The organism is Streptomyces sp. NPDC002788 (genome assembly GCF_053592115.1).
In genome coordinates this window covers 634927-660322 of the sequence record NZ_JBSFVB010000002.1, presented here as the reverse complement: position 1 = coordinate 660322, position 25396 = coordinate 634927, and the positions used below count along the sequence as shown (strand labels likewise).

25 protein-coding genes, 1 other RNA gene and 2 pseudogenes are annotated in these 25396 nt (G+C 72.3%); 17 read left to right on the top strand and 11 right to left on the bottom strand.

What is annotated here, in order from left to right:
* Positions 1–46: 46 nt before the first annotated feature.
* The 4 genes from ACWD1U_RS06300 (at position 47) to ACWD1U_RS06285 (ending at position 2817) form a co-directional block, all read left to right on the top strand.
* On the top strand, positions 47–1210 hold the full coding sequence (locus ACWD1U_RS06300) for an adenosylhomocysteinase (RefSeq protein WP_451104890.1): 1164 nt from the start codon (positions 47–49) through the stop codon (positions 1208–1210).
* A 439-nt stretch (positions 1211–1649) separates the two neighbouring features.
* Positions 1650–1910, top strand: coding sequence for a hypothetical protein (locus ACWD1U_RS06295; RefSeq protein ID WP_451104888.1), 261 nt, complete (start codon positions 1650–1652; stop codon positions 1908–1910).
* 9 nt (positions 1911–1919) lie between these two features.
* Complete coding sequence (locus tag ACWD1U_RS06290; RefSeq protein ID WP_451104887.1) at positions 1920–2390, top strand: hypothetical protein; 471 nt, start codon at positions 1920–1922, stop codon at positions 2388–2390.
* On the top strand, positions 2278–2817 hold the full coding sequence (locus ACWD1U_RS06285; protein ID WP_451105044.1) for a hypothetical protein: 540 nt from the start codon (positions 2278–2280) through the stop codon (positions 2815–2817). Before ACWD1U_RS06290 ends, ACWD1U_RS06285 begins: the two co-directional genes overlap by 113 nt.
* Positions 2818–2879: 62 nt before the next feature.
* On the opposite strand, the gene rnpB is transcribed toward ACWD1U_RS06285, so the two are convergent.
* The 3 genes and pseudogenes from rnpB to ACWD1U_RS06270 form a co-directional block, all read right to left on the bottom strand.
* An RNA gene (gene rnpB / locus ACWD1U_RS06280) (RNase P RNA component class A) lies at positions 2880–3296 on the bottom strand.
* A 115-nt stretch (positions 3297–3411) separates the two neighbouring features.
* Positions 3412–4128 (bottom strand): annotated as a pseudogene (locus ACWD1U_RS06275) (DMT family transporter); the annotation flags it as partial.
* Positions 4129–4210: 82 nt separating this feature from the next.
* Positions 4211–5041 carry a helix-turn-helix domain-containing protein gene (locus ACWD1U_RS06270; protein WP_451105042.1) on the bottom strand — a complete coding sequence of 277 codons (831 nt, stop codon included), beginning with the start codon at positions 5039–5041 and terminating at the stop codon, positions 4211–4213.
* A 120-nt stretch (positions 5042–5161) separates the two neighbouring features.
* On the opposite strand from ACWD1U_RS06270, the gene ACWD1U_RS06265 reads away from it, so the two are divergent.
* The 4 genes and pseudogenes from ACWD1U_RS06265 to ACWD1U_RS06250 all read left to right on the top strand — a co-directional run.
* A complete protein-coding gene (locus ACWD1U_RS06265) occupies positions 5162–5917 on the top strand; it encodes a MerR family transcriptional regulator (RefSeq protein WP_451104885.1) in 756 nt (251 codons plus the stop codon).
* Positions 5914–6492 carry a hypothetical protein gene (locus tag ACWD1U_RS06260; RefSeq protein WP_451104883.1) on the top strand — a complete coding sequence of 193 codons (579 nt, stop codon included), beginning with the start codon at positions 5914–5916 and terminating at the stop codon, positions 6490–6492. The genes ACWD1U_RS06265 and ACWD1U_RS06260 overlap by 4 nt, the downstream gene beginning before the upstream one ends.
* Positions 6493–6536: 44 nt before the next feature.
* Positions 6537–7319, top strand: a complete 783-nt coding sequence (gene yaaA, locus ACWD1U_RS06255) for a peroxide stress protein YaaA (protein ID WP_451104882.1) — start codon at positions 6537–6539, stop codon at positions 7317–7319.
* A 16-nt stretch (positions 7320–7335) separates the two neighbouring features.
* Positions 7336–7595 (top strand): annotated as a pseudogene (locus ACWD1U_RS06250) (keto-deoxy-phosphogluconate aldolase); the annotation flags it as partial.
* On the opposite strand, the gene ACWD1U_RS06245 reads toward ACWD1U_RS06250, so the two are convergent.
* From ACWD1U_RS06245 to ACWD1U_RS06235, 3 genes are read right to left on the bottom strand one after another with little or no spacing between them, the layout of a single operon-like run.
* Positions 7570–8982, bottom strand: a complete 1413-nt coding sequence (locus tag ACWD1U_RS06245) for a bifunctional RNase H/acid phosphatase (protein WP_451104880.1) — start codon at positions 8980–8982, stop codon at positions 7570–7572. The pseudogene ACWD1U_RS06250 and the gene ACWD1U_RS06245 sit on opposite strands and share 26 nt — an antisense overlap.
* A 19-nt stretch (positions 8983–9001) precedes the next feature.
* Complete coding sequence (locus tag ACWD1U_RS06240) at positions 9002–9745, bottom strand: zinc ribbon domain-containing protein (protein ID WP_451105041.1); 744 nt, start codon at positions 9743–9745, stop codon at positions 9002–9004.
* Positions 9742–10596, bottom strand: a complete 855-nt coding sequence (locus ACWD1U_RS06235) for a Nif3-like dinuclear metal center hexameric protein (protein ID WP_451104878.1) — start codon at positions 10594–10596, stop codon at positions 9742–9744. The genes ACWD1U_RS06240 and ACWD1U_RS06235 overlap by 4 nt, the downstream gene beginning before the upstream one ends.
* 199 nt (positions 10597–10795) lie before the next feature.
* On the opposite strand from ACWD1U_RS06235, the gene ACWD1U_RS06230 reads away from it, so the two are divergent.
* The 3 genes from ACWD1U_RS06230 to ACWD1U_RS06220 all read left to right on the top strand — a co-directional run bounded on the left by ACWD1U_RS06230 (position 10796) and on the right by ACWD1U_RS06220 (position 13723).
* Positions 10796–12025, top strand: a complete 1230-nt coding sequence (locus ACWD1U_RS06230) for a hypothetical protein (RefSeq protein ID WP_451104877.1) — start codon at positions 10796–10798, stop codon at positions 12023–12025.
* A gap of 96 nt (positions 12026–12121) precedes the next feature.
* Complete coding sequence (locus tag ACWD1U_RS06225) at positions 12122–12286, top strand: hypothetical protein (protein ID WP_451104875.1); 165 nt, start codon at positions 12122–12124, stop codon at positions 12284–12286.
* A gap of 222 nt (positions 12287–12508) precedes the next feature.
* Positions 12509–13723: a polysaccharide pyruvyl transferase family protein gene (locus ACWD1U_RS06220; RefSeq protein WP_451104874.1), complete on the top strand. Its 1215-nt coding sequence runs from the start codon at positions 12509–12511 to the stop codon at positions 13721–13723.
* A 37-nt stretch (positions 13724–13760) separates the two neighbouring features.
* Here ACWD1U_RS06220 and ACWD1U_RS06215 read toward each other — a convergent pair whose 3' ends face one another.
* Positions 13761–14537 carry a class I SAM-dependent methyltransferase gene (locus tag ACWD1U_RS06215; RefSeq protein ID WP_451104873.1) on the bottom strand — a complete coding sequence of 259 codons (777 nt, stop codon included), beginning with the start codon at positions 14535–14537 and terminating at the stop codon, positions 13761–13763.
* A gap of 232 nt (positions 14538–14769) precedes the next feature.
* Positions 14770–16221, bottom strand: a complete 1452-nt coding sequence (locus ACWD1U_RS06210) for an MFS transporter (protein WP_451104871.1) — start codon at positions 16219–16221, stop codon at positions 14770–14772.
* A 193-nt stretch (positions 16222–16414) separates the two neighbouring features.
* On the opposite strand from ACWD1U_RS06210, the gene ACWD1U_RS06205 reads away from it, so the two are divergent.
* The 6 genes from ACWD1U_RS06205 (at position 16415) to ACWD1U_RS06180 (ending at position 21820) form a co-directional block, all read left to right on the top strand.
* On the top strand, positions 16415–18154 hold the full coding sequence (locus ACWD1U_RS06205; RefSeq protein ID WP_451104869.1) for an MFS transporter: 1740 nt from the start codon (positions 16415–16417) through the stop codon (positions 18152–18154).
* A 90-nt stretch (positions 18155–18244) separates the two neighbouring features.
* Positions 18245–18895, top strand: a complete 651-nt coding sequence (locus ACWD1U_RS06200; RefSeq protein WP_451104867.1) for a class I SAM-dependent methyltransferase — start codon at positions 18245–18247, stop codon at positions 18893–18895.
* Between the two features lie 107 nt (positions 18896–19002).
* Positions 19003–19290: a hypothetical protein gene (locus ACWD1U_RS06195; RefSeq protein WP_451104865.1), complete on the top strand. Its 288-nt coding sequence runs from the start codon at positions 19003–19005 to the stop codon at positions 19288–19290.
* A 64-nt stretch (positions 19291–19354) separates the two neighbouring features.
* Positions 19355–20305: an N-acetylmuramoyl-L-alanine amidase gene (locus ACWD1U_RS06190; RefSeq protein ID WP_451104863.1), complete on the top strand. Its 951-nt coding sequence runs from the start codon at positions 19355–19357 to the stop codon at positions 20303–20305.
* Between the two features lie 158 nt (positions 20306–20463).
* Positions 20464–21279 carry a hypothetical protein gene (locus ACWD1U_RS06185; protein WP_451104861.1) on the top strand — a complete coding sequence of 272 codons (816 nt, stop codon included), beginning with the start codon at positions 20464–20466 and terminating at the stop codon, positions 21277–21279.
* A 247-nt stretch (positions 21280–21526) separates the two neighbouring features.
* Positions 21527–21820 carry a hypothetical protein gene (locus tag ACWD1U_RS06180; protein ID WP_451104860.1) on the top strand — a complete coding sequence of 98 codons (294 nt, stop codon included), beginning with the start codon at positions 21527–21529 and terminating at the stop codon, positions 21818–21820.
* Positions 21821–21926: 106 nt separating this feature from the next.
* Here ACWD1U_RS06180 and ACWD1U_RS06175 read toward each other — a convergent pair whose 3' ends face one another.
* Genes ACWD1U_RS06175 through ACWD1U_RS06165 form a run of 3 tightly spaced genes read right to left on the bottom strand, consistent with a single transcriptional unit; the run spans position 21927 to position 25395 of the window.
* Entirely contained in the window at positions 21927–22997 is a 1071-nt protein-coding gene (locus ACWD1U_RS06175; protein WP_451104858.1) for a prenyltransferase, read from the bottom strand.
* Complete coding sequence (locus ACWD1U_RS06170) at positions 22994–23728, bottom strand: methyltransferase domain-containing protein (RefSeq protein WP_451104856.1); 735 nt, start codon at positions 23726–23728, stop codon at positions 22994–22996. Before ACWD1U_RS06170 ends, ACWD1U_RS06175 begins: the two co-directional genes overlap by 4 nt.
* Positions 23722–25395 (bottom strand): glycosyltransferase family 4 protein, encoded by a 1674-nt coding sequence (locus ACWD1U_RS06165; RefSeq protein WP_451104854.1) that lies wholly within the window; start codon positions 25393–25395, stop codon positions 23722–23724. Before ACWD1U_RS06165 ends, ACWD1U_RS06170 begins: the two co-directional genes overlap by 7 nt.
* Position 25396: the final 1 nt, after the last annotated feature.

The window sequence follows — 25396 nt, the reverse complement described above, 5'->3', positions numbered from 1 at the left end:
CGTAAGCAGACAGTGACAGGGGGATGGCCCGGATGCCAACCATGGAATGGGCAGCCAGCAGTTGTCGTCTGCTGGCCGCAACAGCGACCGATTTCGAGCGGGAGCGGCCCTTCGCGGGGATGTGCGGATCGGAGCGGCGATCCATCTCGAACCCAAGACGGCGACCCTGCTCCTGGTACTGGCACGGGGCGGCGCGGACGTCATCGCGACGGGAAACCTCGGGACCACACAGGAAGCCACGCTGACCTCCCTGAGGGAGCAGGGGGTCACGGTCATCGGCGAGCGCACTGTCGACCCACAGGCCCAGGACGCGTGCCTGCGCCAGGTCCTCGCGACCCGGCCCGACCTGCTTCTGGACAACGGCGGCGACCTGTTCCTGCGCTACCTCGACGACCCCTACGAGAGTCTGCTGGGAGGTACGGAGGAAACCACATCGGGTCGGGCGCAGCTGGTGCCGGTGCGTACCCGGATCAAGCGCCCCGTGCTGGTGATCAACGACAGTCCCATCAAGCAGTTCGCGGAGAACACCCATGCGGTCGGGCAGAGTGTGCTGGAGTCATTCCTGCGCATCACCAACCGGGCCACCAACGGACAGCGTGTCACCGTCGTCGGATATGGCTCCTGTGGGCGTGGCATCGCCAAGAACTTCGCCAACGCACATGCGCGGGTGGCGGTGTGGGAGGTGGACCCGGTCCGGCGCCTGGAGGCGCTGTTCGACGGCTACGCGGTCCCCGACCGACCTGAGGCGCTGGCATCGGCCGACGTCATCGTGACTTCCACGGGAAACCCCGGCATTCTCAACGCGGATGACCTCGCCCTGCTGTCCGACGGAGTGATCCTGGCCAACGCGGGTCATCTCCCGTGGGAGATCGACGTACCCGGACTGCTTGCCCATCCCGCGGTCCTGAAGTGCACCGAGCCGACCGATGGATTACAAACCCTGCCTCTGAGCGGCGGCGCCCGCATCAACATCCTCGCCGAGGGCCACATGGTGAATCTGAGCGGGCCGCGTCGCCTGGGGAATTCCATCGAGTCCATGGACCTCGGATTCACCTTGCAGGCCCGCTGCCTGGAAGCCATCGCGACCGGCCGTGTCCCTGCCGACCAGTGCGTCGTGCCGGTCCCGCCCGAGATCGACGCCCGGGTGGCGCAGGCGTATGTGGCCCTGGCCGGCGGGGAGCGTCCACCCCATCACCGACCCGCGTACTGAACAGAGGAGTTGCAGTGAAGCAACCTGTGGAGACAGACAACGGCGTGAGTGACTCCCCCGATGTGGACCTTCTCTCCTGGAAGCGGGGAAGGCCCGCGGACATCGAGGGTCGCAGCAAGAAACTGTGGCTGCTGCCGGACGGCCTGTGCCTCGTCGAGATCATCCCCTCGCTGCGAAGCTGCACCTACGACCGGGACGAACTCGTCGAGGACACCGGCCCGTTACGGCTCGACTTCTACGAACGGGCCGCCGCGAAACTGTCAGGGTGCGGGGATCCGTACCGCCTTCTCATGCCGCCTGTCCGCCACCTGTTACGTGGCCGAGTACCACCCCGCGCCGCCGTTCGAGGTCATCGTCAAGAACCGCGCCGTCGGCTCCACGCTGGTGAGGCCCTGGCGGTGAACACCGTTCTGGGCGACTGGCTGCACCCCGTCGAGCTGTGGGACTTGCCTTCGTGGAGACGCTGCTGCTGGAGGAACGGAACAACGATGTGCGGGCATGCCTGATCTCGCCGGGCGCGATCGCCAACCTGGACGGGGACGCGGATCCCCACAAGATGACAACTCAGGCAGTCGCCAAGGGCGTCGCCTCGATCATCGACGACTTCCCCAAGGACCTGCTGGTCGGTGAGATCGAGATCAGACCGGCATCGCTGCCCGAGCCCCCTGTCGTCGGAATCGACCGGCTGCTGCACGTCTAGGAGGACCGCATGCTCTCCCTCGCACTGCCCAAGGGGTCTTCGCTCGAGCGGCGGACCCTGAGCCTGTTAGCGGCGGCCGGCCTGGAAGTGACCAGGCCCTCCGAACGCGCCTATAGGGGCACCATCGCCTACGGCGGCCCGATACGGGTCTTCTTCTTCAAGCCGCGGGAAATTCCTCTGGTCGTCGCGGACGGAGCGTTCGATGCCGGGCTGACCGGTGCCGACTGGGTCGAGGAAACCGAGGCCAAGGTCGAGAGCGTGGTGCCCTTCACCTACTCCAGGCCACGGACTCGCCCTGGCGGGTGGTGCTGGCGGTTCCGGTCCAGCACATGGCGCAGACCGTGCGGATCTCGGCCCCGGCACACGGATCGCCACCGAGTGCCCCACCATCGCCCGCCGGTTCCTCAAGGACGCGGGAATCCACGCGGAGGTGGTCCATTCCTACGGCGCCACCGAGGCGAAGATCCCGGAACTGGCTGATGCCATCGTGGACGTCGTCGAGACGGGTTCCTCGCTCGACCACAACGGCCTGCGGATCATCGAGACGATCCGCACCTGCACCCCGTGGCTCATCGCCGGCCCGCAGGCGTGGTGCGACGCCGGCCGGCGACGAAGGATCCAGGGGATGGCCCGACTGCTGGACGCCGCTCACGCGAGGTCCACCAGCGCGCTGCTGACCGTACGCGTGCCCGCGCACTGTCTGGACCGGGTAGCCCGCTCCATACCCGAGCGTTCCTGGCGCGTCGGGGCCGGCCTGCACGGCACCGACCTGGTTGTCGACCAAGGGCTGGCCCAGCGCGCCGGGCTGCCCGACACCATCGACCGTCTGCTGGAAGCGGGCGCACTCGATGTCACCCGGACCGACGGCGGCATGACCGTGTCGTCACTCCCCCAGCCACCACTGTGACGACCGATCTACCGTGGACACGCGCACCCCGCAGTGACGCTTTCCGAGGAAATAAAGAGCGGCAGACGAGTCGGGCTGTACGCCGGGTTCTGTTCCCGGGGTTCCTCGCGGAGCCCCGGGCGACGGCCATCCATCTAGGGCCGGCGTTGCCGCCGGCCTCGTGCGGTCTACCCGCGGACTCGGGCGGGCAGCCCTCGAACGTCCGCGCAGAGACACCCTTCTTTCGAAGAGGTGCCTCCTCTTGACCTTGCTCCGGGTGGGGTTTACCTAGCTGCCTGAGTCACCCCAGGCACTGGTGGTCTCTTACACCACCGTTTCACCCTTACCGAGGGCCGGAGCCCTCGGCGGTTTGCTTTCTGTGGCACTGTCCCGCGGGTCACCCCGGGTGGCCGTTAGCCACCACCCTGCCCTGTGGAGCCCGGACGTTCCTCGGGGAGCTCCCCGTCAGGGGGACTCCACGCGGCCGTCCGCCCGGCTCGTCTGCCGTGTCGACCATGGTACCGGGCGGGAACGGGGCCGCGGACCGGCGGCGGTCGCCAGGACCGAACCCGCGAGGATCAGGGTGAAGGCCGCGATGATGCCGGGGGTCAGGCGCTCGTCGAGGAACAGTGCCCCTGCCGCCACCGCCACCGCCGGGTTGACGTAGGTGATCACTGTCGCCCGGGTCGGGCCCGCCTCCTTGATCAGTTCCAGGAAGGCGACGAAGGCGATCGCCGTGCAGAGCACTCCCAGCCCGGCCAGGGCGGCCAGGACCTCGGGGGCGGGGACCGAGGACGGCCAGGTGAGCGCGGCCGCCGGGGCGTAGACGAGTGCGGCCAGAGTCAGGCAGAACGCCGTGAGCTGGAGGGAGGGGACCTCCTTCAGGCGCCGGGCGGCTATCAGGGGGGCCGTCGCGTAGCCGAGGACCGTCAGCAGGACCTCGCCGAGGGAGCGGGCGTCGCCGCCGGTCAGGTGCGGGACGGTGAGGACCGCTACGCCGCCCAGGCCCAGCGCGAGGCCTGTCACGCGGCGTACGCCGAGCCGTTCCGTGTCGCCGAAGAAGCGGGCGAAGACCACGCCGACGATGGGGACGCCCGCGATCAGCAGGCCCGCCGTGGAGCTGGACAGGTGGCGTTCGGCGTCCGTCAGCGTCCACCAGGGGCCGATGATCTCGATGCACGCGAAGGCCAGGAGGGGGCGCCAGTGGGTGCGGACCGTGCGGGCGAAGCCGCTCTGGCGCAGGGCGAAGGGGAGCAGGAGCGCGGCGCCCAGCGCGCAGCGCGTGAACACCACCATGGACGGGGACAGGGTCTCCACCGCCACCTTGATCATCAGGTAGGGGACGCCCCAGACCACTCCCATCAGGGAGAAAAGGAACCAGCCGCGTGCAGTCATACGGCGAGTCTCGGCCGCCTCACCCCGCCGCGTCTTGAACGCTGTTGCGGTACGCCGCCGGGGTCACGCCCAGCACCCGGCGGAACCAGCGGGTGAGGTGCGCCTGGTCGGCGAAGCCGACGAGGCCCGCGACCTCGGCGGGGCGCAGGCCGGTTTCCAGGAGGCCGCGGGCCCTGGCCACGCGGTGCTGGGCGAGCCAGGCGTAGGGCGGTACGCCCATCGTCGTACGGAAGGCGCGCAGCAGCTGGTAGCGGGACAGGCCCAGGTCGGCGGCGAGGTCGGCCAGGGAGGGGGGTTCCAGCAGCTCGTCCGCGAGGCGGTCGCGTACGGCCCGGGCGATGTGGCCGGCGCCGGGCACGGTGTCCTCGCTCGCCCGGGCCGTGGAGTGCCGGCGGGCCAGGGCCGTGAGCAGCCAGGGCAGCCGGGACTCGGCCTCCAGGGGGTCGGGGCAGGCGCTGATGTCGGTGTGGGCGGCGCGCAGGGCGGTGGCCAGTTCCGGGTCGTGCAGGACGGGGTCGCGGAAGTGCGGGGGGCCGCCGAGCGTGCCGTCTTGGAGTAGGGACGGCGCGGCGTACAGGGCCTGGTAGGCGTAGCCCTCGCAGGCGGCCGGGCCGCCGGTGTGCATCTCGCCCGGTTCCAGCACGACGATCGAGCCCGGGTAGGAGTGGACCAGCCCGCCCCGGTACGCGATGACCTCCGAGCCGCCGACCGTGACGCCGATGGTGAATTCGTGGTGGGCGTGCGGAGCGTAGACGTGCCGGTCGAAGTGGGCGGTGAGCAGGTCCAGGGGCGGGCCGCCCCGCCCCAGCCGCGCTCTGGCCCAGCGGGCCTGTTCCCGTATCCGCCCCAGTGTGCCCACCTCGTGCTACCTCCCCGCCTCACAGGGGATCGTGGCACACGATCACGGCCGCCGTCAGAAGCCACAGCCCGTCCTTGACCTTGCCGCGACGTCAACGTCTCTACTGGTCCCATGCGGATCGGAGAACTCGCCGGCGTCGTCGGTGTCACCACGCGGGCCGTGCGTCATTACCACCAACTGGGGCTGTTGCCCGAGCCGGAGCGGCGGGCCAACGGGTATCGGGAGTACGGGCTGCGGCATGCCGTCGTGCTGGCGCGGATCCGGCGACTGACGGAGCTGGGGCTGGGGCTCGCCGAGGTGCGGGACGTGCTCGCGGACGACGCTGGGAAGGACCTCGTCGAGGTGCTGACCGAGCTGGACGAGGATCTGGCACGGCAGGAGGAGGCCATCCGGGAGCGGCGGGGGCGGTTGCGGGCGTTGCTGGAGGCGGAGGGCGGGCTTCCCGCCGAGGGGCCGGTGTCGCCCGAGCTGGCCGCGTTGTTCGCCGGGACCGCGCATCTGTCGGGCTCGCCGATGGCCGCCAAGGACCGCGAGATCATCGCCTTCCTGGAGACGGCCATGCCGGCCGAGGCGGGCGAGCTGATGGTGGCGTCGGTCGGAGAGGCGCTGGGCAGTCCGGGAGCGGTGGCGCGGGCCGGTGAGGCCTACGCGCTGCTGGACGCGCTCGCCGACGCCGAGCCGGACGACCCGCGCGTCGGGCAGGCGGCCCGGGCGCTCGCCGGCTGCATCCCCCCGGGGCTGTTCCCGGAGGCCGGGGAGCTCGACCAGGACGACGGTTTCCTGCGCGCGTTCTACGACGACCTCGCCCCGGCACAGGCGGAGGCGATCCGCCGTACGCTGCACATCCTCGCCGAGGAGCGGCGATGAGGATCGCGCGGCTGCTGGTCCGGCACGAAGTGCGGGTGCTGGTGAGTCTCGTGCTGTGGGTGGCGCGGCGCACGCACGGCACGCAGAGCGGGCGGCCCTTCGGGTACGCGCGCGGGCAGGGCGCGATGATGGCCGGTGTCGCGTTCGTGTGCCTCGTCGAGACGGTCGCGATGTCCGTGCTGCTGCGGGACCTGCCGACCGTGCACGCGGTGTTCCTGTTCTTGGACGTGTACGGCGTCGTGGTCGTCGTCGGGCTGCACGCCTCGTCCGTCGTGCGTCCCCATGTGCTGGATGTGGACAACGGCTCGCTGCGGATCCGCCGGTACGTCCATGTCGATCTGCGGGTGCCGCTGGAGCGGATCGCCTCGGTGCGGCGTGAGCTGCGGATGACGCACGAGCGGGCCGACGGCGAACTGAACGTCGAGGTCGGCTCTCAGACCACCGTCACGCTGGAGCTGACCGAGCCGGTCACCCACGTCACCTTCTTCGGGCAGCGGCACGAGGTACGGGTCGTCCGTTTCCACGCCGACGACGCCGACGACCTGGTCCGCGCCCTCGGCCGAGCCCGCGTCTGAGGCCCCCGTACGCTGTCGGGCGGAGTTCGATCGAAGGAGTACGCGTGCTTGTCCTGTTGCCGCCGTCCGAAGGAAAGGCCCCCTCCGGCCGCGGCGCCCCGCTGAAGCCGGAGTCGCTGTCGCTGCCGGGCCTGACCGCCGCCCGGGAGGCCGTCCTCACCGAGCTGGTCGAGCTGTGCGCCGGCGACGAGGACAAGGCGCGCGAGGTGCTCGGGCTGAGCGAGGGGCTGCGGGGCGAGGTCGCGAAGAACGCGGAGCTGCGCACGGCGGGGGCCCGGCCGGCCGGGGAGATCTACACCGGGGTGCTGTACGACGCCCTGGGCCTGGCGTCCCTGGACGCCGCCGCCAAGCGGCGTGCCGCGCGGTCGCTGCTGGTCTTCTCCGGGCTGTGGGGAGCGGTCCGGGTGACGGACCGGATCCCGTCCTACCGGTGCTCGATGGGGGTGAAGCTGCCGGGTCTCGGTGCGCTGGGCGCGCACTGGCGTACGCCGATGGCGTCGGTGCTTCCCGAGGCCGCAGGGGACGGGCTGGTGCTGGATCTGCGGTCCGCCGCGTACGCCGCCGCGTGGAAGCCGAAGGGCGAGGTCGCCGGGCGGACCGCGTCCGTGCGGGTGCTGCACGCGCCGACGCGGAAGGTCGTCAGCCACTTCAACAAGGCGACGAAGGGGCGGATCGTGCGCAGCCTGCTGACCGTCGGGGCGGACCCGAAGGGGCCGGCCGAGCTGGTGGAGGCGCTCCGGGATCTCGGTTACGTGGTCGAGGCGGAGGCGCCCGTGAAGACGGGCCGGGCGTGGTCGGTGGATGTGCTGGTGGACGAGGTTCACTAGCGATATTCATCGCGGCCCGGCGCACGCCGCGGGCGGTACGGCGTATCCGCCGTCGCGATTCGGGGCCGCTCGGGCCGCTCCCGCAGGCGCGGTTGTGTCCCACGGAGCGGATTCGGCCCGGCCTCCGCCCCGGAATGTCCGGCGCTGCCGGACGTCGGTTGCGGGGGCGGGAGTTGGAAGCTGCCGCAGCACCCGGTCGCGGGGCGCGATCGGGAGCGGGTCGAGGCGCCGGTTCGTGAGCCGGCGGCGCTCAGCGCAGGTGGGACGTGTCGTTGAGGAGGCGGACGCTGGCGTTGCCGTCGGCGTAGTAGGCCACCACCGACAGGGACGCGGCCGACAGTTCCATGCGGAACAGGGACTCCGGCGGGGCGCCGAGGGCGAGCCGGACGAGGGTCTTGATCGGGGTCACGTGCGTGACGAGCAGAACCGTGCGGCCCGCGTACGCCGCGACCAGCTTGTCGCGGGTGGCGGCGATCCGGGTGGCGGTCGCCGCGAAGCTCTCGCCGCCGCCGGTGGGTTCGGCGTCCGGGGAGGCCAGCCAGGCGTTCAGGTCGTCCGGGTGGCGCTCGCGCACCTCGGCGAAGGTGAGTCCCTCCCAGGCGCCGAAGTCGGTCTCGCGCAGCCCGTCCTCGATGCCCACGTCGAGTCCGAGCCGTGCGGCGACGATCCCGGCGGTCTCCCGCGTACGGGCCAGGGGCGACGACACGACGGCCTGGACCGTCCCGCGCCGGGCCAGCAGCGCCGCGGCCCGCTCGGCCTGCTCCCGCCCGATGTCGGAGAGGGAGGGGTCGGTGCCGCCGCTCCCCGAGAACCGCTTCTGCGGGGTCAGCGGGGTCTCCCCGTGCCGGAGCAGCACGAAGGTCGCGGGCGCGCCCATGTCGGCGGAACCCCAGCCGGGAGTGGCAACGGTTTTGGCGGCACGGGCATCCGCGTCCGCCTTCGCGGTGCGGGAGACACCCTCGGCCTCGTCGGCCTGGGCGTCAGCGTCCGCCTGCGCGGCCTCGCCGCCCGGAGGGTTGGTCGCTTCGCGGGCCGGTGGAGGGTTCGTCGCCCTGCGGGCCGGTGGAGGCGCGGTGTCCGGCGCCGAGCCGGCCGACGTGGCGATCGTCCGTCCCTCCGCCAGAGCTCCACGCACCCGCGCCGCACCCGCCTCCGCGTCGCCGGGCGGCTCCGGCGGGGCCGCGGCTGCGGCGGCTCCGGCCTCGGCAGCCGGGCGCAGCTCAGCCGTGGACTCCGATTCCGACCACTGCTCCCCCCGGGCCCCCGCGTCCATCGCCTCGTTGGCCAGCCGGTCCGCGTGCTTGTTCCGGTCCCTCGGGATCCACTCGTAGGTGACCTGCCCGGGCGGGAAGACCCGGGCCGCGTCGGCGGCCAGGGGCTTCATGCCGGGGTGTTTGATCTTCCAGCGGCCCGACATCTGCTCGATGACGAGCTTGGAGTCCATCCGGACGTGGACGGTCGCGGCCGGGTCCAGTTCACGGGCGGCTCGCAGGCCGGCCAGCAGGCCGCGGTACTCGGCGACGTTGTTCGTGGCGACGCCGATGTACTCGGCGGTCTCCCGCAGGGTCTCCCCCGTCGCCGCGTCACTGACCACGGCCCCGTAGCCCGCGGGCCCCGGGTTGCCCCGCGACCCGCCGTCGGCCTCGACGATGAACTCCCGCACCGGCACGGCTCCCTGCGGCCTAGAGACCGGACTCGGACGTGCGCACCAGGATGCGGCGGCAGTTCTCGCAGCGGATCACCGTGTCGGGCGCCGCCTTGCGGATCTCGGCCAGCTCCGTGATGGCCAGCTCCTGCCGGCAGCCCTGGCAGCTGCGCGCGTACAGCTTCGCCGCGCCGACGCCGCCCTGCTGCTCGCGCAGCTTGTCGTAGAGCTTGAGCAGGTCGGCGGGGATCGAACCGGCGATGACCTCCCGCTCCTTGGTGACCGTCGCGACCTCGGCGTCGATCTCGTCGAAGGCGGCGTCGCGGCGCGCGGTCGCGTCATCGATCTTCGACTCGACGGAGGAGACCCGCTCGGTCAGTTCGGCCACCCGCTCCTGCGCGGACTCCCGGCGCTCCATGACCTCCAGCACCACGTCCTCCAGATCGCTCTGCCGCTTGGCGAGGGAGGCGATCTCGCGCTGGAGGTTCTCCAGGTCCTTGGGGGAGGCGAGGGCGCCGGAGTCCAGGCGCTGCTGGTCGCGGGTGGCGCGCTGGCGCACCTGGTCCACGTCCTGCTCGGCCTTGGTCTGCTCGCGGGCGGTGTCGCTCTCCTCGGTCTGGGCGGCCACGAGCAGGTCGCGCAGCTGGGTCTGGTCCTTGGTCAGCGACTCGATCTCGGCGTGTTCGGGCAGCGACTTGCGCCTGTGCGCGAGCTGCTGGAGGCGGACGTCGAGGTCCTGGACGTCGAGGAGGCGGATCTGGTCGGCGGACGCGGCGTTCAGTTCGGGGCTCCCGGGGGGTCAGAAGGTGATGAGGCCGCGTGCGCGGTCCAGGGGTCGGTGACCGTCTTCGAGACGTGGACGCGCAGGTCCCATCCGTGCCGGTCGGAGATCTCGTCGAGCTGGCTCGCGGCCAGCTCGCACCAGGGCCACTCGGTGGCCCAGTGCGCCGCGTCGAGCAGCGCGAGGGGGCTGTGGGCGCGGGCCTCCGACACCGGGTGGTGGCGCAGGTCCGCGGTGAGGAAGGCGTCGACCCCGGCCGCGCGTACGTGGTCGAAGAGGCTGTCGCCGGAGCCGCCGCTGACGGCGACCGTGCGCACGAGCGCCTCCGGGTCGCCGGCGACACGGATGCCCTGGGCGGTGGCGGGCAGCCGCTCGGCGGCGTGGGCGGCGAACTCGCGGACGGTGACCGGGTGGTCCAGGGCGCAGACGCGGCCCAGGCCCCGGCGGCCCTCGGGGTCGGTGGGGTCCGGCACGAGCGGCCCGGTGACCCTGAGGTCCAGGGCGCCCGCGAGGGCGTCGGAGACACCCGGGTCGGCGGTGTCGGCGTTGGTGTGGGCGACGTGCAGTGCGATGTCGTTCTTGATGAGGGTGTGCACGACACGGCCCTTGAAGTGCGTCGCCGCGACGGTCGTCGTGCCGCGCAGGTAGAGCGGGTGGTGGGTGACGAGCAGGTCGGCGCCCAGTTTCACCGCCTCGTCGACGATCTCCTGGACCGGGTCGACGGCGAACAGGACCCGTGCGACCTCCTGGTGCGGGTCGCCCGCGACGGTGCCGACCGCGTCCCAGGACTCGGCCCGTTCGGCAGGCCACAGGTTCTCCAGCGCGGCGATGACTTCAGACAGACGGGGCACGGGAGCAAGGCTACCCGCCTGATCTGTGGCGTTGCACCGCCACCGCCCGCTCCTTGCCCGCAAGGTCCCGGTCAGCACAATCGCCCCCTTTTCCTCAGGCGAATCGTTCCTGGAACACCCTTATGTGTGAAGTCGGAGCCCAGGGAATTCCCCGCCAGTGCGTGCGAAAACTACTTTCGTCACTGGAGGTGACCGAACGATGACTGCCTGTGCGATCGAGCCTTCGGCGGGACACGAGGACAGAGAGGGGACCGCGCCGGCACGCTGCACGCTCTCCGCGGACGGTGCCTACGCCGCCCGTCTCGCGTCGGCCGGCGACTGCTGGTTCCCGGAGCGCTGGACCCTGGACGGCCCCGAGCCCTACGCGGTGCCCTTGCCCCGCAACCAGCCGGAGGAGCCGGGCACCGAGGTGCAGCCGATGGGTGACGGGCGGGTCCTGATCCACCGGCTGGTGGCCGGGCGGCACGCGTTCTCGCTGCTTTACCCGACCGGGCCCGGCACCGGCGAGCTGCCCCTGGGCGCGGTCGAGTGCCCGGACGGCACCGCCCGGCTGCGGATGCTGCCGCCCGCCCCGGGCGGGGAGCAGGCGTACGCCCTCGCCGTCGGGCCGCGGTCCACGTCGGTGTGGCTGGTGGCGGGCGGCGCCTTCGGGCCGGAGCGGCTGGCGGAGCTGCCCGGCCGCTGCTCCGGCGGCGTGTGGCTGGACCGTACGGGACGGCTGCTGGCGCTGGACCGGGAGACCGGTGGGCGCACCAAGGCCGTCGTGGTGGACCTGGAGCGCGGCGGCGAGGTGTCGCCGCTGCTGCAGATCGCCGCCGAAAGCGACGACCGGCTGCTGCTCGCCGACCATGACAGCGGGCTGCTGATCGTCCGCTCGGACGCGCCCTCCCCGGGGCAGGGCCGTCTCGGCTGGGGCGTCCTGGGCAGCACGCTGCCGGTGCGCTTCCCGGAGTGCCTGCGGCTGCGGGGCTGCTCCGTCACGCCGTTCGCGATCCAGCCGGGGCAGGTGCTGACGCCGGAGAGCTGTGCGGTGGCGCTGCGGGTGGACGGGCCGGCGGGCAGCTGGGTCGGGGTGTGGCGGCCGGCGGAGCGGCGGGTGCATCATCTTCCGGCGCCCCAGGGGTGGCTGGCTGGCACGGGGCTGTGGACGGCGGACGGGGTGCTGCGGCTGCCGTACGCGACGGAGGACGTGCCGTGCGGTGTGGCGCAGGTGAGCCCGCCGCCGGCCACCGAGCCGGAGTCCGGCGGCACGCCGCCGCCGGAGCCGGAGCCGGCAGCCCCGGTTCCGGGACCTCCCGGGCACCCCGAGGAGGAGGAACCACCCGCCTCACCGGCGCGGCCTGCGCGGTCCACCCCGACTCCGGCCCCCTCGGCTCCCCGCCCCGTGCCCCTCCAGGAGGCGCCGTTGGGACGTCTTGTAACGAACTAGTGCCGGTTGGCGCGGCCGCCTGGATCGAGGGTGCGGGGTGCCGGTTAGACTCACCCGGCTGTAAAAAGATCATGTTGACGGGGTGAATTCCATCCGATGAGCGACGCCAGCACGAACCAGCGCACCGCCGACGTCCAGGAGACCTCCGCCGGCCACGGCCGGCACCGTGGTGAGATCTCCACGCAGGACAGCGAGACGGCTCCGCGCGGACGCCACCGCAAGCCGGTGGCGCAGACCCAGCAAGCCGGGACTGCGGCCTGACGGCACGCCAGTCACCAGACGGTGAACGGCCCTTCCTGTCACACGGCGGGAAGGGCCGTTCCATGTCTCTCACCCGGGGACCGACGCACAACCAGCCGAGGCGGACACCCGGCCGGCGGGACCGGGACGCCCTCGCGGCGATACGGACGTGTACGTTGGCCGATGGCCCGGGCCACATGTCGGCGGCGCCGGTGCCGGCAACGGCTAGGGGAACTGGAGCACATGGGACGCGTCGCCGTCATCACCGCGCCGAACATCGGGTACCGCAACACGGGCATGCTGACCGTCGACTTGGCGTTCGAGTCCCTGCGCCGGCGCGCGGGCGCCGGGTTCGACGCCACCTGGTACACGCTGCACACACCGGAGACCGTGCCACTGCGCGACTGTGCGCGCGGCACCGAGTTCCCGTTCCGCTTCCGTCCGCTGGCCGAGAACCTCGACACGCTCCGCGACCATGACGCGGTCGTCTTCTGGGGCGACTTCCTCCACACCCGCCACTATCTGGCGCAGGACGCGACGAACCGCCTGACGGACTTCGGGATCGCCGCGGACCGGGACGCCGCCCGGGCCCTGCTGAACCGCACCCTGCTGTTCGCGGACCAGCCGGACGAGCTCCTGGCGCGGACTGTCAGCTACGGCGGGACCATCCTGCACAACACGCAGTCCGACTACGAGGACGAGGAGTACGGTCCGCTGTTCTCCCGCCTGGTGAGGCAGAGCCACCGCATCTGGGTGCGGGACCCGCTCTCGGCGGCAAAGATCGCGCACCTGCGCGCAGACCGCACGACCGACTACTTCGGTTCGGACGCGGCGCTGCTGAACCGCCCGGGCGACCTGGGCCACCTCCCGGCCACGGACTGGTCGCGGTCGGTCCCCGACGGCGGGGCGATCGGCGTGTTCCTCGGCGCCCGTACGCCGGTCCCCGACTGGCTGCCCGCCTTCTGCCAGGGCCTGTCCGACCGTCTGGGCGCCCCGCTCGAGTGGCTGCCCTGGTTCGACCGGGACGTGCCCGCGGCGTTCGGCCACATCGCGCGGCGCCCGGGGGACCACACCATCGGCGACCTGATCGGGGTCCTCCCCCGCTACCGGCTGGTCATCACGGACACCTACCACCTGGCCGTCAACGCGTGGGGCGCGGGCACCCCGGCGGTGAGCGTCGGCGCGCCGGAGCCGACCCCCAAGACGCACGACGACTACCTGACGCTGAGCGACGTGAAGAAGCACGTCTTCCACATGGCGTACGACGCGACGGACTTCTACCTGTCCACCCAGGAAGGGCACGGGCACAGCTCCGACCGGCTGGTCCACCTCCTGGAGGGCGGCGGTGCCGAGGCCGTCGCGGCGCGCATCCGCGCCCACGCCGACCACTCGGCGACGGCGTTCACCGAGACACTGACCTCGCTGCTCGACCCGCCCCGCCCTGCCCTGGGCCCCTGACCGGCCGACCGATCCGGGTACTGCTCGCGGAGCACCCCTAAGGGAGGCCCGCGGCCAGGGCCGGCTCCGAGTCCCGCGCCCGCCGGAACAGGGCTGTCCACAGGAAGGACTCCCCGAAGCACTCCGACTGCACCGGCTCGTCCCGCATCCGCCGCAGCTCGACCTCGCTCAGCCCGGAGAAGATCTCCCGCAGCGCCTCGGGCGTGTACGCGAGTCCGCCCCGCAGTCCGCCGCCCTCACGGTAGAAATCCGCGTCGGGCACCTCCGCCCCCATCCCGCCGGTCCCGGCGGCGAAACAGACGAGGCCGAACATGCCGCCAGGGGCCAGGACCTTCTCCAGCAGGGTCAGGTAGCTGACCCGCCGGTGCGGGGGCAGGTGGTGGAAGCAGCCGGAGTCGTAGACGAGGTCGTACGGCCCGGTGAGTTCCGTACCGGCGAGGGCGAAGGCGTCCCCGCAGTGGAACCGCACGCCTCCGACGCCGACTTCACGGGCCCGTTCCCGGGCCCATTCGACAGCCGCCGGGGCCAGGTCGACCGCGTCCACCTCGAACCCCCGCTCCGCCAGGTACAGCGCGTTGCGCCCGGGCCCGCATCCCAGGTCGAGTACACGCCCTCCGCCCGGCAACTCCCGCTCCACACAACTCACGAGGTTCTCGTCCGGCTTCGCCACGAAGAACGGCACCGGCCGCGAACGGTCGGCATAGAACCCGTCCCACCATCCGGCTCCCCGCTGCGACCACCGGTCGGCCTCGGGCGCGAACAGCCCGTCGAGGAGGGCGAGTACGTCGTCGACAGTGCGTATGTTCCGGCCCATCCGGCCCCCTTCCGCGTCCGCCAACCGTAGGCCGAGAGATCCCGAAAGGCCAGGTCAGGAGGGGTTTCCGGGGATGAGCGGGAGGCGTTGTACGACCCGCCGCGCACCCGGGACGCCATCCCTGCGCGGACCACTCGGACCCCAGGCAGAAACGCCCGCGGAGCGCCTTCCGAGGGTCGCCACGCCCCTGTTCCGGACCACGCGACAGGCGTTCTTTCCCGGTATCGCGGCCCTACCGCTCCCCTGCCGTGCGGGGCAGCCAGACCCACATCAGCACCGCGCCGGCCGTCAGCACCCCGGCCCCGGCGCGGAACGCCAGCGCGTAGCCCTCCGTCAGTGCCTGCGGAGTCCCGCTCCCGGCCGTCCGGGCCGCCGCCAGGGTCGACAGGACCGCGAGCCCGAGTGAACCACCCATCGTGCGGGAGGTGTTGACGAGGCCGGAGACCAGTCCGGCTTCCTGGGGGGCCGCCCCGGACGTGGCCAGGGAGGCGAGCGGGGTCGCCGCCAGGCCCGCGCCGAGCATCATCAGGATGCCGGGGTAGAGGATGCCGGTGGCGTAGGGGCTCTCGGGGGTCATCGTGGACTGCCAGGCGAAGCCGGCCACGGCGAGCAGTGTCCCGAGCACGGCCACGGTGCGCGGACCGACCGGCCGCATGAGCCGGGGCGCGAGCTTGGAGCCGAGGATGACCGCGAGGGAGCTCGGGACCAGGGCGAGGCCGGCTTCGAGCGGCGTGTAGCCGAGGACGTTCTGCGCGTAGAGGGTCATGAAGAACCACATGCAGAACATCGCGGAGCCGCACAGGAACATGGCGACGTTCGCCGAGGAGACAGCGCGCAGGCGCAGGAGTTCGAGCGGCATCAGCGGACTGGCGGTGCGGGCCTCGACCGTGAGGAAGACCCCGAGCAGGAGCAGCCCGGCGAGCAGCGGCAGCAGGGTGGCCGCGGCCGTCCAGTTTTCCGCCTCCGTCTGGGAGATGCCGTAGGCCAGCGTGCCGAGCCCGGCGGTCACGAGCAGCGCGCCGGGCAGGTCCAGGCGCCGCCCGTCCCCGGTCCGGCCCTCGGTGAGGAAAGAGGCGGCGGCGCACAGCACCACGGCGCCCACGGGCACGTTGATCAGCAGCACCCACCGCCAGGACAGCGTCTCCACCAGCAGCCCGCCGACCAGGCCGCCCGCCGCTCCGCCGCCGGCCCCGACCGCCGTCCAGGTGCCTATGACCCTCGCCCGCGCGGCGCCCTCGGGCACCGCCGCGGTGAGGATGGTCAGCGTCGACGGCGCCAGCACCGCCGCGCCGAGCCCCTGCACGGCACGCGCGAGGAGCAGCTGCCATTCCTGCTGCGCCAGCCCTCCGGCCAGCGAGGCGAGGGTGAACAGGGCGAGCCCGACGAGGAACATCCGCTTGCGGCCGTACAGGTCCCCGGCCCGGCCGCCGAGCAGCATGAACCCGGCGAAGGCGATGGCGTAGGCGTTCACCACCCACTGCAGGCCCTGCTCGCTCAGTCCGAGCCCGGTCCGCATGGACGGCAGCGCCACGTTGACGACGGACACGTCCAGCACGACGAGGAACTGCCCGGCGCACGTGAGCGCCACCACGAGCCACATCGGCGGCGCCCCGCCCGAGCGCAGGCGGGACAGACGGGACGGGCGGGCGGTGGCGGTGTCGGCGGATTCGAGCATGGGCGTCATGCTCTCAACCCGCTCGTGCCCCTTGCATCGGGATTTCGCCGGGCCGGGTGCTCGGTCCCGGGGCCTGGGACTCCCGTGATCCCAAGGAAAGGTCAAGTTTTCGTTAGAGTGCCAAAGCAACGGAATAGTTGCCTGAACATACAAGGTTCAGAGTCCACGTAACCCGACGCTCCCGGCCTGGAGGCCCCTCTCAATGACGCAGACGACGACAGACCGTCCCGCAGGCCGAGCGAGCGGGGCCGTCGTCCCGGTGCTCGCCTTCGCGGGCATCGTTGTCGCGGTGATGCAGACCCTGCTCGTCCCGGTGATCAAGGATCTTCCGCAACTGCTGGACACCGCCCCCAGCAACGCCACCTGGGTCCTGACCTCGACCCTCCTCTCGGGCGCGGTGGCCACCCCGATCATGGGCCGCCTCGGCGACCTCTACGGCAAGCGCCGCATGCTGATCCTGAGCCTCGCGGTGATGGTGGCCGGCGCACTGGTCAGCGCGCTCACCAGCGACCTGCTGCTGATGATCACCGGCCGTACGCTCCAGGGCTTCGCGATGGGCGCGATCCCGCTCGGCATCGGCCTGATGCGCGACATGCTGCCCCGCGAGAAGCTCGGCTCGGCGATGGCCCTGATGAGCTCCTCCATAGGTGTCGGCGGTGGTCTCGCGCTGCCCGCCGCCGCCCTGGTCGCCCAGCACAGCGACTGGCACGCCCTGTTCTACGGCGCCGCCGGCCTCGGCGTGCTCTCGATCGTGCTCACCCTCCTCGTCGTGCCGGAGTCCCCGATGCGCGCCGAGGGCTCCTTCGACCTGCCGGGCGCGCTCGGTCTGTCCGCCGGTCTCGTGCTGTTCCTGCTCCCGATCACCAAGGGCAGCGACTGGGGCTGGGCCTCCGGCACCACGCTCGGCCTGTTCGCCGCGTCGGCGGCGGTGCTCGTGCTGTGGGGCCTGATGGAGCTGCGGGTCAAGGCCCCGCTGGTCGATCTGCGCACCACCGCCCGCCCCGCCGTGCTCTTCACCAACCTCGCCTCGATCATGGTCGGCGTCTCCTTCTACGTCGTCTCCCTGGTCCTGCCCCAGCTGCTCCAGCTGCCGAAGTCCACCGGCTACGGCCTCGGCCAGTCGATGGTCGTCGCGGGTCTGCTGGTCGCGCCGCTCGGCCTGACGATGATGTTCACGGCACCCGTCTACGCCCGGCTGTCCGCCAAGTACGGCCCCAAGGTCACCCTGATCCTCGGCCTGCTGATCATCGCGATCGGCTACGGCGCCGGCCTCGGCCTGATGAGCGCCGCCTGGCAGAGCCTGGTCATCTCGGTCCTCCTGGGCGCGGGCATCGGCCTTGCCTACTCCTCGCTGCCCGCGCTGATCGTGGGCGCGGTCCCCGCCTCGGAGACGGGCGCGGCGAACGGCCTCAACACGCTGATGCGTTCCATCGGCACGTCGGTCTCCAGCGCCGTGATCGGCATGGTGCTGGCCGACACCGCCGACACCGTCGGCGGCGTCGAGATCCCGACCATGCACGGCTTCCGCGTCTCCTTCCTGATCGCGACGGCCGCGGTGGCCGCGGGCCTGGTCCTGGCCCTGTTCCTGCCGGGCCGACGACCGTCGAACAAGCCGCAGCCGCGCGCCGGCAGCGAGGAGGACGCGGCGCTGGAGCGCGCCGAGCAGATCCCGCGCGGCTTCCGCGGCCGGGTGCTGGCCGCCGACGGCTCCCCGGTCGCCCGCGCCAAGGTCACGCTGATCGACCGCCGCGGCCGCCAGGCCGGCGCGACCCTCTCCACCGAGGACGGCGGCTACGTGCTCACCGTCCCCGCCCAGGGCTCCTACGTCGTCGCCGCACGGGCCGTCGGCCACGGCCCGCACGCCTTGTCCGCGACCCACGCGGGCGACGACCGGCCGGTCGACCTGGACCTGTCGCTGCCGGGCGAGACGGTCTCCGCCTGACCCCGCTGCTCACCCGTACCCCCTGTCGCCCCCCGGCGGGGGGTACGGCACGATGGGCGCCCGGACCGTCGTACGACCGAGAGGAACCCCATGCCCGCGGCCCCGAAGCCCGAGATCCTGGCCGCCTTCGAGGCGGCGAAGGGGTTCATGCCCGTCGGCGAGGGGCTGGCGCTGTACGCGGCGGCGGTGGAGGCCGGGCGGCTGGGGCTGCCGCTGCTGGAGGTCGGCACCTACTGCGGGCGGTCCACGATCCTGCTCGCCGACGCGGCCCGGGAGGCCGGGGTCGGCGCGCTCACCGTCGACCACCACCGCGGCAGCGAGGAGCAGCAGCCGGGCTGGGAGTACCACGACCCCGAGACGGTCGACCCCGAGATCGGGTTGATGGACACGCTGCCCACGTTCCGCCGCACCCTGCACCGGGCCGGCCTGGAGGACCACGTGGTGGCCCTGGTCGGCCGCTCCCCGCAGATCGCGGCGATCTGGCAGACCCCTCTCGGTCTCGTCTTCATCGACGGCGGCCACACCGACGAGCACGCCACAGCCGACTACGAGGGCTGGGCCCCGCACGTCGCCGAGGGCGGTCTGCTCGTCATCCACGACGTCTTCCCCGACCCGGAGGACGAGTTCACCGGCCAGGCGCCGTACCGCGTGTACCTCCGGGCCCTGGCCTCCGGCGCGTTCACCGAGGTCTCGGCGACGGACTCGCTGCGGGTCCTGCGGCGCACGGGGCCGGGCGTCTGACGGAACGGCTGGGCGGGTGAACTGCGCCCCCCGCATCCCCTCCCGGTCGGCCCACGGGCGGCGTGGCGAGTCGGCGGGCGACCGCCACTGCCCAAGGATCCGGGCGCGTGGCACACACCTTCGCAGAGCTCGTGGAGAAGCAGCGCGCGGCGGACGAGGCGTACGCCCGCGTACGTCACCTGCAGGACGTGTACGGGCCGCCCACCCGGACCCAGTGGAGCGACCAGCAGACCACCACCTGGGAGACGGCTTGGCGCGCCTGGCGCGACCTCGCCCGGGACGTCCAGGCGGCGGTGACCGCGTACGCGAAGCAGGAGGACACCCCGCGCCAGGAGATCGAGGCGCGCGTGAAGGAAGCGGTACGGCACGGGGACGACGGCGGCAACGCGGGGTAGCCGCCGCCACCCATCGGGTCGTCCTCGGTCCGTAGCACCCCGCTCAGGGCCTAGGGTGGCAGGCGTGTCGTACGTAGGACCGGACTTCGAACCTCCCCAGCCCCGCCGCTCCCGCCGCGGCCCCCTGACCGTCGCGCTCGCGGCGCTGGTGCCGGGGGCGCTGCTCGGCTGGCTGGTGTACGAGACGGTGGGCGGCTCGGGGAACGGCGGAGACCAGGGGCAGGCGACCGTACGGTCCTCCCCGCCCGCCGCGTCGAGCGCGCCCCCCGACGACGCCAAGGAACCGAGCGTCTCCCCGACGCCCTCCGACGCGCCTTCCAGCTCGGCGCCCGCCGCGTCCGGCCCGCTCAAGGGGAAGGTCGTCGTCATCGACCCGGGGCACAACCCGAGCAACTTCCAGCACGCCTCTGAGATCAACCGCAAGGTGAACATCGGGACGAACTGGAAGGAGTGCGACACCACGGGCACGTCCACCAACGACGGTTACACCGAGGCCAGGTTCACCCTGGACGTGGCGCACCGCATGCGCACGCTCCTCGAAGAGCAGGGCGCCACGGTGAAGCTGACCCAGGACGGGGACCGGCCGTACGGGCCGTGCGTGGACGAGCGGGCCCGGATCGGCAACGCGGCGAAGGCCGACGCCGTCGTCTCGATCCACGCCGACGGCTCGGGCGCCGGCAACCGCGGCTTCCACGTCATCCTGCCCGGCGCGGTCGATTCGGGCGCCGCGGACACCCGGGCGATCGTCGCCCCCTCCCGCGACCTGGGCGAGCACATCGCGGGCCGCTTCGTGGCCGTCACCGGCAGCGCTCCGTCCAACTACATCGGCGACGGCAGCGGTCTCGTCACGCGTGAGGACCTGGGCGGTCTCAATCTGTCAAAGGTGCCCAAGGTGTTCATCGAGTGCGGCAACATGCGCGATAGCAAGGACGCGGCGCTGCTCACCAGTGGCGCGTGGCGGCAGAAGGCGGCGCAAGGGATCTCTGAGGGAATCGTGAGTTTCCTGCGCGGGTAGTTCCGGACCGGCTGATCCCGGCGGACACCCTGATCGGGCGACCGATAGGGTCCCTCTTACGATGAGGGGTCACCCCCGCGCTTCACACCGGAACCTGACGGCGACATGGTGACAGCGACGCCTCTATTGACGATGAGACGACCTACGAAGGACCTGAAGTGAATATCCGCTCCCTCACTCGAGGCGACGGCGTGGTGATCGGAGCAGCGGTGTTGCTGTTCATCGCGTCGTTTCTCGACTTTTACTCGTCCGACGGTGCTCCGGAGGGCCTGGAGATGCCCAGCCTGTGGGGCAGCGGCCCGGTTCTGATGGGCGTTGTACTGGCGGGCCTCATCGGCGCCGCGCTCGTCGTCGTCGGCCGCGGTCTGACGCAGGCCCCGAAGGTCGCCGGTCTCGAACTCGGCCAGGTCGGCGCCGCGCTCACGGTCTTCGCCGCGTGGAGCGCCCTCGGCAACATCTTCGACCCGGCGAGCGCCAACAACAACTTCGGTACCTCCTCGAACGGTCCGGACGCCGGCATCGGTCTGATCCTCGCCCTCGTCGCCACGCTGCTGATGGCCGCCGCCGCCCTCGCCACCCCCCTCGTCCCGGCCCTCAAGGGCGCCCTCCTGCCGGCTCCCCGCCCGGCCGCCCCGCAGCCCTACGGCGCCCAGCCCCCCGGTGGCTACGGCTACCCGGGCGCGCAGCAGCCCGGCGGCTACGGCCACCCGCAGCCGGGACAGCCGTTCGGCGGCCAGCCGCAGCAGGCGCAGGCCCAGCCGCAGCCCCCGGCCGCGGACTTCTCGCCGTTCTGGTTCGCGGTGCCGGTGCCGCGCCCGCTGTTCGCCGAGGACGGCTCCCCGGCGCCGATCGCCGAACTCGCCCCGGGAACCTGGTACCTGGCCGTCGAGCAGCGCGGCCAGGCCCTGGTCGCCCAGACGCAGGACGGCCGCCGCGGCGTTCTCCAGGACACGTCGGGCATCCAGCGCGGCTGAGCCCTCGACGCTCCTAGTGCAAGGACCCCTTACGGCCCCTCACCCACCCGGGTGGGGGGCCGTTGCCGTACAGCCCGCGCCGGGAGCCCGCGAACGCACAGTGGAGCGGCCGGAGTCGTGGCGCAAGGGTCCGGGGACGGACCCGCTCGCGCTCGGCGCCGACCCTCACACCCCGCGCGTCCTCGCCGAGTTGAACTCCTGAGCGAATTCCGGGTTTGATTCAGAGTTCAAGGGCAACACGGAGGTCATGTCCCCTCGATATCGCAACGGCGCGAATCAAGCCGGCACGATCATCGCGGTCGTCGCCGACATCATGGCTCTCATTCTGGGCCTGTGGATCCTGATGTACCTGCTGGACGCCAACCAGGGCAACGACTTCGTCCAGTTCATCCACGACGCGGCCCGCTGGCTGGCGGGTTGGTCCCACGACCTGTTCACGTTCGACGAGGCGTGGGCCCGAGTGGTCGCCGGTTACGGCTTGGCGGCAGTGGTGTACCTGTTCGTGGGCCACGCCATCGCCAACCGAGTACACCGGCACTGAAGACGCCTCCAGGAATCTTCCGTCAGGGGCGCGGGACTGTGTCGACATGCGGCTCGGCCGCGTGGGCACGACGAACCATGCGCGGCCCGCGCCCGTCGACGCAACGTCAGTCGCAGCAGTCCGCTTCCAGCCCCAGGGGCAGCTGCTCCCCGCCGAACACGGCGCAGGTCGCCTCATGCCCGCCGAGCGCGGCAACGGCGAGCAGCAACGACCCGGCCGTCCACGTCGTGAGCTCGCGCGGCCAGATCGCCTTGTCGTCGAAGACGTACCCGGTCCAGTACAGCCCGGTCTCCGGATCGCGCAGGTGCTGGATCGACTGCAGGATCTCCAGCGCCCGGTCCGACTCTCCCATCGCCCACAACGCGAGCGCGAGTTCCGCGGACTCACCCCCCGTCACCCACGGGTTGGGAACCACACACCGCACGCCCGACCCGGGGACGACGAACCGGTCCCAGCCCTCCTCGATACGCGCCTTGGCCTCGGCACCGGTCAACGCGCCGCCCAGCACGGGGTAGTACCAGTCCATCGAGTACCGGTTCTTGTCCAGGAACCGCTCGGGGTGGTGCCGTATCGCGTGTCGCAGGGCGCCCGCCGCCAACTCCCAGTCCGGTTGCGCCTCTTCCCGCTGCTCGGCGATGGCCAGCGCGCAGCGCAACGCGTGGTGGATCGAGGAGCACCCCGTCAGCAGGGCGTCGGCCGTCTCCGTGCCGTCGTCGTCGCGCCGCCAGCCGATCTGCCCGCCCGGCTGCTGCAGGCGGAGCACGAACTCCACCGCCGCGTACACCGCCGGCCACAACCGCTCCAGGAACGTGTCGTCGCCCGTGGAGAGGTAGTGGTGCCAGACGCCGACGGCTATGTAGGCGACGAAGTTGGTCTCCCGGCCCCGGTCGGTGACGTCGGCGAACTCCCCGTCCGCGTACGCCGCGTACCAGGAGCCGTCCTCGTTCTGGTGCCGGGCCAGCCACAGGTAGGCCCGCTCGGCGGCCTCGTGCTCACCGGCCGCGTCGAGGGCCATGGCCGCCTCGACGTGGTCCCACGGGTCGAGGTGGTGCCCCCGGAACCAGGGGATCGCGCCGTCCTCGCGCTGCACGGCGAGGATGCCGGCGACGGTGGCGGCGGCCTGCCCGGCGGTGAGGACCCCGGGCAACACCAGATGTTCCGTCCGGGAAGTCGTCACTTGGCGTCCACCTGAGGCAGGTGCGGCTTCGTCGCGTACGCCACGAAGCTCTTTCCGATCAGCGGGTTCAGCGCCTGTTCGGCGACCCGGGTGGCCAGCGGCTTCTTCATGATGTCCCAGACCAGCAGCTTGTGGTACGCCCGTACCGGCAGCGCCTTGTCGTTGTCGACGCCGAACGCGCACTTCAGCCACCAGTAGGGCGAGTGCAGGGCGTGCGCGTGGTGCGTGCCGTACGGCTCGAGTCCGGCCTCGCGGATCTTCCGCAGCAGCTCGTCGGCCCTGTAGATGCGGATGTGGCCGCCCTCGACCTCGTGGTAGGCGTCGGACAGGGTCCAGCAGACCTTCTCGGGGCCGTAGCGCGGCACGGTGACGGCGATGCGCCCGCCGGGCTTCAGCACCCGCACCATCTCCGCGAGGACGCCCTTGTCGTCCGGGATGTGCTCCATGACCTCGGAGATGATCACGACGTCGAAGGACTCGTCGGGGAAGGGCAGGGCGAGGGCGTCGCCCTCCATCGCCGTGGCGGTGGCGCCCTCGGGGGCCTCGCCGGCCTCCTTCATGGCCGCGAACCACTTCGCGACCTCGGCGATCTCCTCGGCGTTCTGGTCCAGTGCCACGACCTGCGCGCCGCGCCGGTAGCACTCGAACGCGTGCCGGCCGGCACCGCAGCCGAGGTCCAGGACGCGGTCGCCCGGGGCGAGCGGGAACCGGGAGAAGTCGACGGTCAGCACGTGGCCCTGCTTTCGGAGTTGACGCCTTCTACATCTGTCGGCGCTGGGGATCCAGCACCTGCCGGGGCTGCGGGTTCGCCACCCGCCGAGGCCGCGGAGCCGCCAGCGGCGGGGACCGCGGACGCGCCACCCGCCGAAGCCCTGACGCCGGCAGTCGCCGAAGCCGCGGAACCGGTGCCGGCGGCGATCAGGGAGGCGGCACCCGCCGAACCGGTCGCCCCGGCCCCCGTCGAGGCGCGGGGCGCGCCACCCGCCGAAGCCAGGGACAGGGCACCCGTCGGCCCTGCCGGCCCAGTCCTCGTCGAGGCGGCCGAACGGCCCGGCGTCAGGGGCGCGGTGCTCCGCGTGGAGCGGGCGGTGTCGCCCCCGGCCCGGTCGATCGCCTCGCGGTACCGCGCCACCGTTCCTTCCGCGGCCCTGGCCCAGGTGAAGTGCCGCAGCACCCGCTCCCGCCCGGCCGCTCCGAGCCGCGCACGCAACTGCGCGTCGCCCAGCAGCCGTCCGAGCCCGGCGGCCAGCGCGCCCGCGTCGCCCGGCGGGACCGCCAGGCACGTCTCCCCGTCGCGGCCGGCGACCTCGGGGATGGCCCCGCCGGTCGTGGCGAGCAGCGGTGTCCCGGTCGCCATGGCCTCGGCGGCCGGAAGCGAGAAGCCCTCGTAGAGCGACGGCACGCACGCGACCTGAGCCGAGCGCACGAGGTCGACGAGTTCGGCGTCGGAGATGCCCTTGACGAACTCGACGGCGCCGTCGAGCCCGTACCGTTCCATCGCCTGGGCGACGGGCCCCTCGGCCGGTCGCTTGCCGACGACGACGAGGTGGGCTCCCGGGTGCTCGGTACGTACCTTCGCCAGCGCCTCGACCAGATGGACCAGGCCCTTCAGCGGCACGTCCGCGCTGGACGTCGTCACGATCCGGCCCGGCACGACCGGCACGGACGGATCCGGCGAGAACAGGTCGGTGTCGGCGCCGATGTGGACCACGTGGATCCGGTCCTGCCGGACGCCGAGATGGTCGATGATCTCCTGGCGGGACGTGCCGGAGACGGTGAGCACGGACGGCAGCCGCCGCGCGACGCGCTTCTGCATGCGCGTGAAGGCGTACCAGCGCCGCACCGAGAGGCGCCGCTGCCACCCGTCCGCCGCGTCCAGCTCCAACTGCCGGTCCACGGTGATGGGGTGGTGGATCGTGGTCACCAGGGGCGCGCCGATGTCGCCCAGCAGGCCGTAGCCGAGAGTCTGGTTGTCGTGCACGACGTCGAACTCGCCGCGACGGGCCCGCAGATGACGGCGGGCGCGCAGCGAGAACGTCAGCGGTTCGGGGAAACCGCCGGTCCACATCGTCCCGACCTCGAGCGCGTCGATCCAGTCGCGGTACTCGCCGCGCCCGGGCGTGCGGAAGGGGTCCGGCTGGCGGTACAGGTCGAGGCTGGGCAGCTCGGTGAGGCTCAGCCCGTCGTAGCCCTCGTCGAGGACGGGGTACGGCTGGGCGCCGATGACCTCGACCCGGTGGCCGAGGCGGGCCAGTTCGCGCGAGAGGTGCCGGACGTAGACGCCCTGGCCGCCGCAGAACGGGTTCCCTTTATAGGTGAGGAGCGCGATGTCGAGCGGTCGCAAGCCGTCGGCAGCGGGGCCCTCCGGGGCCCCGGCCTCCCTGGCCTCAGCGGTCACT